The sequence below is a fragment of the Desulfosporosinus sp. FKB genome, from assembly GCF_002196705.1.
Classification (GTDB): domain Bacteria; phylum Bacillota; class Desulfitobacteriia; order Desulfitobacteriales; family Desulfitobacteriaceae; genus Desulfosporosinus.
The window spans coordinates 224924-233814 of the sequence record NZ_NADJ01000036.1; the positions used below are offsets into that span (position 1 = coordinate 224924).

An 8891-nucleotide genomic window follows, 5' to 3' on the forward strand; every position below is an offset into this window, starting at 1 on the left:
TAACACGTAACTAAATCCAATCTTTGATTATTGTTCCACGTGGAACATCCAGCGAACTTTAATAACTCTGTTCCACGTGGAACAATCGAATGACTTTTAATATCATACTCCAATATGAGGGGTCAAGGAAAGGTGGTTTTTACTCACCATTAATGCATATATCATGGAATAGCGAGAAAGGTTACAATTACTTAGGAAATGGCCTGGATAATTTTTAATGCAGTATTCGAGCAAGATATTCATGAAGAAACCAGATGATCCAGGAATGATCCAAAGTATATCAAGGGTAACTATGAGCGTTGATAATAAGTCAGATAAGGTATTTTGAAGAATAATGAAAACTGAAATGTAGTATCTCAATAAATTCAATGCATAAAGAGCTGAAAATAGTAATAATTGTAGAGCACATAAATTATTATAAGAGCCATCGGTATGAGAAGAGATTAGACTGGATGACACGATTGGAATATCAGCAATTCCTTCTAAGTTCAGGAGTGAGAACTTTACCCACATATTGGGGCCATTTCTGCACCTGCGTTGATCAGGGCAATCTAAATATCCTATCAGACAGTAAATAGGCGTCTGACGGGTTAATGTTCCACGTGGAACATTACAATAATTTTTCCAGTCGGCCCCATTTCCACAAGTAGTCAAGGTTCCCGTACCTTGTTTCGCCAAAGGCATAGTCCACCCTTCAACACGATAGCATATGTTATGGGCTAGACGCCTTCGGCGAAAGGGTCCACAGGACACTTTCGCCATCGAAGCCCTGAAGCTCAGCTTTAACTGGGCGAGTTCACTCAACTTGAATATTCCAGATATCTAATAGTCTGTTTAACTCTTCTTCCGAGAAATATTGAATTTCAATTTTTCCGCGTTTTAAATTACCTTTTAATTGTACTTTAGTCTGGAAATTGGCGCGAAGTCGATCTTCAACATGTAGAAGAGCATCAGGTTGGCTATTAATTCTGGGAGTTGCTTTAATCTTATCTGTGGTTTTTTGCAGACGGTCAATGAGTTCCTCAGTTTCACGAACGGATAATTGCTCTCTAACAGCTTTTTCGGCAGCAATAACTTGTAATGACGTATCTTTAACTCCTAATAAAACTTTTGCATGCCCTAATGACAGTTTTTCAGTTTTTAACAACTCTAGAATTACATCTGGTAATTGAATAATTCGTAATAAGTTAGCGATGGTCGTTCTGGCTTTACCGACCTTCTGGGCAACTTGGTCTTGAGTCAGGCCATATTCCTGAATAAGCCGATGATAAGCCATTCCTTCTTCATAAGGAGATAGGTTAGCCCTTTGAATGTTTTCAACAATTGCTCTCTCAGCCATTTCCTGATCACTACATAACTGAACGATACAGTTAATCTTTGTAATTCCTGCAATTTTTGCAGCTCTTAGTCGTCTCTCTCCAGCAATGATTATATAACGCTCACCAACAGGCCGCACTAAAATAGGTTGAAGTAGTCCATGTTCACGAATTGATTCTGCTAACTCCTTAAGCGCATTCTCTTCAAATTCTCGTCGCGGTTGATCGGGATTTGGCTCAATTTCAGAAATAAGGATTTCCTTAATTACTGGGTTTTCGTCCATCTCGTCCGATAGAAGTGCTTGAAGGCCGCGTCCTAATCCCTTTTTAGACACGTTCTAATACCTCCTTCGCCAGTTCCCGGTATACTTCAGCGCCCCTCGAACGACTATCGTACACATTAATTGATTTGCCATGGCTAGGCGCTTCACTGAGACGGACATTACGAGAAATTATTGTTCGAAAGACTTTTTGGGGAAAATATTTTTTCACTTCATCAACAACCTGAATTGCTAAATTTGTTCGAGCATCAAACATTGTTAATAAGGCACCTAAAATATTAAGATTAGGGTTAATATGTTTGCGAACTCTTTCTAAGGTATTCATTAGTAGTGTCAAACCCTCTAAGGCGTAATACTCACATTGAATAGGAATCAAAACATCCGTTGCAGCTGCCAAGGCATTAAGAGTCAATAGTCCCAAAGAAGGAGGACAATCAATAAAAATAAAATCGTAGTTGGGAAGTACATTCTTCAAAGAAAGTTTGAGCTTCGTCTCCCGAAATTCTTGGGAAACCAGTTCAATTTCCGCACCAGCTAAAAGTATTCTTGCAGGCACCAGTTTTAAGTTTTTTTGATCGCACTTCTGAATCACTTGTTCAATGGGAACATCGTTAATTAGAACATCGTAAACACAACGAATTAACTTATTCTTTGCTATACCCAACCCACTCGTAGCATTTCCCTGAGGGTCTAAGTCAATAAGTAGAACGTTATATCCCAGTTCCGCCAGACAAGCGCTCAAATTTATGGCTGTAGTGGTTTTAGCCACACCACCTTTTTGATTGGCAATTGCGATCACTTTCGATATCAATAGCATACACTTCCTTTTTATCTAACTGCCATTCTGATATGTTTACATATACTTTAAATAGTATCAAACCAATAGTAATAAAAAAAGCGTTTGGAACGCTTTTTTTAGTGGTTTCAAAAATATTTATTTCCGACGATCACTTAAATAATATCAAGGCCCGACATTAATGATTTTAGGGAGAGCTTTGTAAAGACTTTTTTGCAGTGGTTCAGAGCTAACTACTTTTCCATTAACCTTAACCGTTCGTATTGATTTTACAACATATCCAGGTTGCCCCTGTTGTTTAACAACGGACTCGCCATGTTTTAACGTTTTATCAACAACACGCTGTTCTTCAGGTTGTACTACAGATTCAGTTGAATCCGTAATCGTAACTTCCTGGCCAGGATTAACTTTTCCATAGAGATCAATAGTTAAGGTATTTGAAGTTGTTCTTGTGCGTATTAATAAATAACCCGCAGTAGTATTTCTGAATTTCAAATCCAAATCAGGATATGCAACGGTTGCATCTTGTCCAAGAGGTGCATAAGTAATAGCAAGATCATGATTTGATCTTTGAACAACAGAAAGGTTTGCTAAAAGCCCTGTATTATATAACGTGCTGGAAACCTGACAAATTCCGCCGGCTAAACCGGGAATAAATTTACCATTAACAATAATGTAAGCATCCTTATACCCACCTTCGACTGTACGCTCCCCTACAATATTATTAAAAGAAAGAATATCACCAGGTTTAATAACCGCCTTGTCAAGGGCTTTTGCAGCAAGTTGAACGTTTTCAGTACGTGCAGTCTGTGAAGGATCAAAATGAGTTGTGTAGGTAGCTAAGAGACCGGTAATTTTTTCTCCCTCGAGTTGCGCTGCTGTTACCTTTGGTTGTTGATCTTTAAAATTAACATTAAGCCCAGATACAGGTTTTAAATAATTGATTGCTTTGATTTGAGTTTTCAAAGCATCAACATCATAAGTTGATCCAGTTTGTTCAGACTCTATAAGCATCGTATTTTGGTCGGTAATTTTATAAGAGGCATCAATAGCAGGCTTATTATATTGGCCAAATAACTTATCTAAGCTCTCTTGCATTTTCTTATCATCCCACTGTGAAGAGAACTGAAAACTAACCCCTTTTTCAGCATCCATTTTGGCAATAATTCTATGATATACGGAACCCGTTCTGCTGATATCATAGGCATCTTTCAAAGCCTTGTCATCAGAAATCGAAAGCCCTAAATCACTTAATTTAACGTCATTACTATGCTGCCCGTCAGTTAGATTGACAGTTTGATTCAGCAAACGGTCAATTTCCTTATCAGCCGCGCTTTTAGCCTGTGATTGTGTCATGTTACCAACATTAATTCCGGAAATTTTCACGCCGTTAACGATAGTATGACGATCCCAAGTATAGTAACCAACAAGGGTACCACAAGCAAGAAATAAGACCACAACTAACCCAGCAGCAATAAAGAGTACCTTTTTATTAGATGTGCGATTTTTTCTTATCCGTCGGGTTCGGATAGATTTAGTAGCATTAGGTAATGTCTCGGTCGATATCATTTCGGCCTTACTATTAATTCTCTGTTCCAGTGAATCGTCCAAATCGCACCACCTCATTATTAAATAAAACGATATTAATCCTATTAATTCGACGTTAAAATCGTATTCCCTTCATTGAAGTTAAAAAGAGCTTTACCAAATATAGAAGTAAAGCGTTGAAATTGGGCTTTGATTTTCGTCGACTATATAATTTCTTAAATTAATGAAGCGGCGATTTCGTGGGTATACCAGCCTTACGTGGATAGGTGGAAGGCGTTTCCTTAACCTTTTTGACAACAATAATAGCACGATGTTCTGCAGTTTCACCAAAATTATAGGTTTCAAGACACTCAACATTCCCACCTAGAATATTCAAAGCAGCTTGAGATTCTTTCAGCTCTTCCTCGGCGTGTAATCCCTTGAGAGAAATAAATAACCCATTTTTCTTTATTATAGGAAGTGAGTACTCAAGCAGGATTGGAAGACGGGCAACTGCTCGAGAACTGACACAATCAAATGTTCCTCGATATTGGGTATCTCGGCCAAAATCCTCTGCACGAGCATGAACTGTTCTTGTAGTTGTTAACTTAAGTTTTGAAACAACAATATCAAGAAAATCTAGACGTTTTTTCAATGAGTCAACTAAGAATACGTCCAATTCAGGCCGTAATATTTTAATTGGTATCCCTGGAAAGCCGGCACCTGTACCTAGGTCAGCTAATTTATTACCTTTTAGATATTTTTCAATAGCCATCGAATCAATAAAATGCTTTAGGATTATATCTAAAGGTTCAATAATTCTCGTCAGATTTAACTTCTGATTCCATTCAAGTAAAAGATCTCCAAATACACAAAATTGGTTAACCTGCTCGTCTGATAATTCATAGCCTAAATTTGATAACGTCAAATCGTTTATTTGAGAAGCAAACAGATTAAACATTACTTATTTTCCCCCTCGATGCCGTTGTTCTAGGAAAACAAGCAAAACTGAAATGTCAGCCGGCGTAACACCCGTAATTCGAGAGGCTTGACCTACATTACGGGGCCGTACTTCCATTAACCGTTGTCTGCCTTCTGTAGACAAACCCTTTACTTCAGCATAATTAAAATCAGTTACCAAAGTTCGATCTTCCATCTTCGCAAACTTTTCGATATCAGCCCATTGTTTATCAATGTAACCAGCATATTTTGTTTCAATAACTGCTTCTTCTAAAACTTCTTGAGAATAACGTTTTAATTCCGGAATTAATTCAACCATGAGATTTAAGGTTATTTCAGGTCGGCGAATTAAATCAAAAGCATTAATTCCTCCCCGCGGAGGAGTGGAATTTACCTCATCCATTAACTTCTTTAATTCCTGATTAGAAGGAGAAAAAACCGTAGACTTCCAAAGATCATTGATTTCAGAAAGATCCCGTTTTTTATGTTGAAAACGAAACCAGCGCTCTTCATCAACTAAACCGATAAGACGTCCTTTTTCGGTAAGCCGGAGATCAGCATTATCCTGTCTAAGAACTAATCGATACTCAGCCCTGGACGTTAACAAACGATAGGGTTCCTTGACACCTTTTGTTACTAAATCATCGACCATAACACCTAAATAACCATCAGATCGACGCAGCAGAAAAGGTTCTCGCTCCAAGCATCTTAAAGCAGCATTAATACCGGCCATTAACCCCTGAGCAGCAGCTTCTTCATACCCTGAAGTGCCATTTAATTGACCAGCGGTAAATAAACCTGGCAACTGACGAACCTCAAGACTTAACGATAACTGGTGGGGAAAAACATAATCATATTCTATAGCATAACCAGGACGCAACATTTTTACATGACTTAAACCAGGAATACTTTGTAAAATTTCGGTTTGAACTTCTTCAGGCATACTGGTCGACAAACCGGCAACATACAGTTCATCGGTATTCCATCCTTCAGGCTCAAGAAAAATTTGATGAGCATCCCGTTCAGCAAAACGTACAACTTTGTCTTCGATCGAAGGACAATACCTTGGGCCAACTCCCTCAATTTTGCCTGAATAAAGAGGTGCACGATAAAGATTCTCACGAATAATTTCATGAGTTTTGGAAGAAGTATAGCCAAGCCAACAGGGAACTTGTTTGGAAGGGTCCTTTTGCCAGAAAATGCTCTCTGTGGGAAGAAATGAAAAATTCCATAAAGAGTCATCTCCTGGTTGTAGTTTAAGCTGCGAATAGTCAACAGAATGGCGATGAATCCGTGGTGGAGTCCCAGTCTTGAATCTTCCTAATTCTATACCAATCTCCTTTAGAGATTGAGAGAGAGACATGGCAGGCATTTGTCCATTTGGTCCGCCCTGGTACATAGAATCACCAATGATTATTCGTCCACGAAGATAGGTACCGCTCGTTAAAACAATGTTTCTGGATTCAAAGCGAGCGCCGGTTCTCGTCACAACACCTGTTACCTGATAGTTATCGATAACCAATCGTTCCGCTAAACCCTGAATAACTGTCAATTTAGGCTGATTAAACAAGACAGCGCGCATCCGATTTTGATAAGCTTGTTTATCCGATTGAACTCTTAAGGCATAGACAGCCGGTCCTTTACCAGTATTTAGCATTTTAACTTGTAAGGATGTCTCATCAGCATTTATACCCATCTGCCCTCCAAGGGCATCAATTTCACGAACTAAATGACCTTTCGCAGGTCCACCAATTGAAGGATTGCATGGCATATGGGCAATGGTATCAAGGTTCAAAGTAATTAACAAGGTCTCACAGCCAAGCCTAGCGGCAGCTAAAGCCGCTTCACATCCCGCATGCCCGGCACCAACAACAATAACATCATAATTCCCAGCAAAATATTCCAAGACTAAACCTACTTTCCAATACAAAATCGTGAAAAAATATCATCAAGCAAAGATTCTTGAACATTATGTCCAGTCAGCTCAGAAATATATTGAAGTGCTTGACGTATATCAATTGAAAGGATATCCCATGGCATAAATGAATTCAAGCTATTCTTAGCCTGTTGGAGAGAAGCATAACTATGTTCTAAAGAAGAGATTTGACGAGTATTGGAGAGCAGAGGGTCTGTCGAATTAATTATCTCCCCTTGATAAACCCTTCTTTTTATCTCATTCTCTAAATCAGCAAAACCTTTGTGAAGAAGCACCGAAAAAGGAATCCAGTGATCAATATTAGGGATATCAATTTTGTCATTCAGCAATAAATCAATTTTATTAACTAAAACAATAATTTTATCGGAATAGGTCTCAAGAATATATAATTCATCCTCAGATAGTTGAACATTAGCTTCAATGACTAAAATAATGAGATCGGCACTTTTTAAGGCATTCCATGTTCTTTCAATTCCCAGACGTTCTACAATATCTTCACTTTCCCAAATCCCAGCAGTATCTACCAATTGTAAAAGGATTCCCCCCACGCTGACATATTCCCTAATCTCATCTCGCGTTGTACCTGGAATATCAGTTACAATAGCACGATCTTCTTTTAATAAAGCATTTAATAAACTTGATTTGCCAACATTGGGGCGTCCTACGATAACTGTAAGAAGTCCTTCGCGTAAAATTTTTCCGGTCTTACTACCTTCGAGTAAATCCCTCGTTACTGACAGGGCTTCTTCCAATCGGTTCGCTAATGCTTCTCGATCCAGAGTTTCAACATCATCTTCTGGAAAATCAATACCTGCTTCAATAAAAGCTAAAATCTCCAATATTTTTTCTCTAAGATCAATAATTATTTTTGTTAATCCCCCGCTAAGTTGTGCTAAAGCCAAATTAGCTGAAGTCTCGGTCTTGGATGTAATTAAATCAATAATCGCCTCCGCCTGTACTAAATCCAATTTACCATTTAGAAAAGCTCTTTTGGAAAATTCACCTGGTTCAGCATGATGGGCACCATGACGAAGACAAGTACGGACAATTCTCTGCGCAACAAAAGGTCCGCCATGACAATTAATCTCATAAACATCTTCTCCCGTAAAAGAGTTAGGAGCAGCCATCCTGCCAATCAGAACCTCATCAAGGATACGATCCTCATCTTTAAAAACACCAAGAGTAAGTGTGAAATTATCGTGACGTATCCAACGTTCTCTTGATCTGGGTATAAAACATTCATCAATAATTCGCCTTGCCTCCGGACCACTTAACCTTACAATATGGATACTTGCTTCTCCCATTGCAGTAGCCAGAGCAACAATTGTATCTTCCACCCTAATCATCTCCCAAGCAACTGTTTAATTAACTCTTAAAGAATAATTCCTGGCAGGTCTGTTTCTCACTCCCTGACTTCAGAAACACATATTCAGCCATAATCAGGGTCTGCCTATTTGTATTTATATAATGATCTAATTCTATCAAATTAATAAGTTTCGTAATCTAATGAAAAAAGAGGGGTTACTCCCCCTCAACTCAACTAATATCTTGCTTCATATTTCATTAAGTTTTAGGCAGCTAAAAAGAAATTCCCTTTTTAACTTTAACCTCTTTTTAGAGCAATCACGACACGTCGATTAGGATCGTCACCTTCACTAAACGTAGAGATCCTACTGTCATCTTGTAAAGAAGTATGAATAATTCTGCGTTCATGAGGATTCATAGGTTCTAAAACAATTCTAACACCAGTTCTCTTTACTTTATCAGATAAGCGTTTAGCTAATCGAATGAGAGTTTCTTCACGACGAGACCGATATCCTTCTACATCAACAATAATGCGAACACGATCAGATAATTTTTTAGCAACTGCTAAATTCGTTAAATATTGCAGAGCGTCAAGGGTATCCCCTCGACGTCCAATTAAAATTCCCAGTTCTGGCCCGGTAATATTAATTTAAGTTTCGCACCCTGATAGGAGTTATTTCCCGGCGGAAACTTGGTCACCAGTTTGAGTTCTTGCATCTTAACTCAGACAATTCCATTGGAATTTTACTGTTTAACAAGCTTTATCAAGC

Annotated in this window: 7 protein-coding genes and 1 pseudogene; all 8 read right to left on the minus strand. The window is 38.4% G+C overall.

Going from position 1 to position 8891, the window contains the following annotated elements; genetic code table 11:
- Positions 1-102: 102 nt before the first annotated feature.
- Positions 103-678 carry a hypothetical protein gene (locus B5Y67_RS15040; protein ID WP_170932699.1) on the minus strand — a complete coding sequence of 192 codons (576 nt, stop codon included), beginning with the start codon at positions 676-678 and terminating at the stop codon, positions 103-105.
- A 118-nt stretch (positions 679-796) separates the two neighbouring features.
- Complete coding sequence (locus B5Y67_RS15045) at positions 797-1651, minus strand: ParB/RepB/Spo0J family partition protein (RefSeq protein WP_088227237.1); 855 nt, start codon at positions 1649-1651, stop codon at positions 797-799.
- Positions 1644-2405 (minus strand): AAA family ATPase, encoded by a 762-nt coding sequence (locus B5Y67_RS15050; protein WP_170932704.1) that lies wholly within the window; start codon positions 2403-2405, stop codon positions 1644-1646. Before B5Y67_RS15050 ends, B5Y67_RS15045 begins: the two co-directional genes overlap by 8 nt.
- Before the next feature lie 153 nt (positions 2406-2558).
- Positions 2559-4004 carry a VanW family protein gene (locus tag B5Y67_RS15055; RefSeq protein WP_088227239.1) on the minus strand — a complete coding sequence of 482 codons (1446 nt, stop codon included), beginning with the start codon at positions 4002-4004 and terminating at the stop codon, positions 2559-2561.
- A 157-nt stretch (positions 4005-4161) separates the two neighbouring features.
- Positions 4162-4881, minus strand: a complete 720-nt coding sequence (gene rsmG / locus B5Y67_RS15060) for a 16S rRNA (guanine(527)-N(7))-methyltransferase RsmG (RefSeq protein WP_088227240.1) — start codon at positions 4879-4881, stop codon at positions 4162-4164.
- Between the two features lie 3 nt (positions 4882-4884).
- Complete coding sequence (gene mnmG / locus B5Y67_RS15065; protein ID WP_088227241.1) at positions 4885-6786, minus strand: tRNA uridine-5-carboxymethylaminomethyl(34) synthesis enzyme MnmG; 1902 nt, start codon at positions 6784-6786, stop codon at positions 4885-4887.
- Positions 6787-6794: 8 nt separating this feature from the next.
- Positions 6795-8153, minus strand: coding sequence for a tRNA uridine-5-carboxymethylaminomethyl(34) synthesis GTPase MnmE (gene mnmE / locus B5Y67_RS15070; RefSeq protein WP_088227242.1), 1359 nt, complete (start codon positions 8151-8153; stop codon positions 6795-6797).
- 266 nt (positions 8154-8419) lie between these two features.
- Positions 8420-8770 (minus strand): annotated as a pseudogene (gene jag / locus B5Y67_RS15075) (RNA-binding cell elongation regulator Jag/EloR); the annotation flags it as partial.
- Positions 8771-8891 lie beyond the last annotated feature (121 nt).

Bases quoted from the DNA above. Each gene is read 5' to 3' on its own strand.
- rsmG (WP_088227240.1), bottom strand. From the start codon at position 4,881: ATGTTTAATCTGTTTGCTTCTCAAATAAACGATTTGACGTTATCAAAT.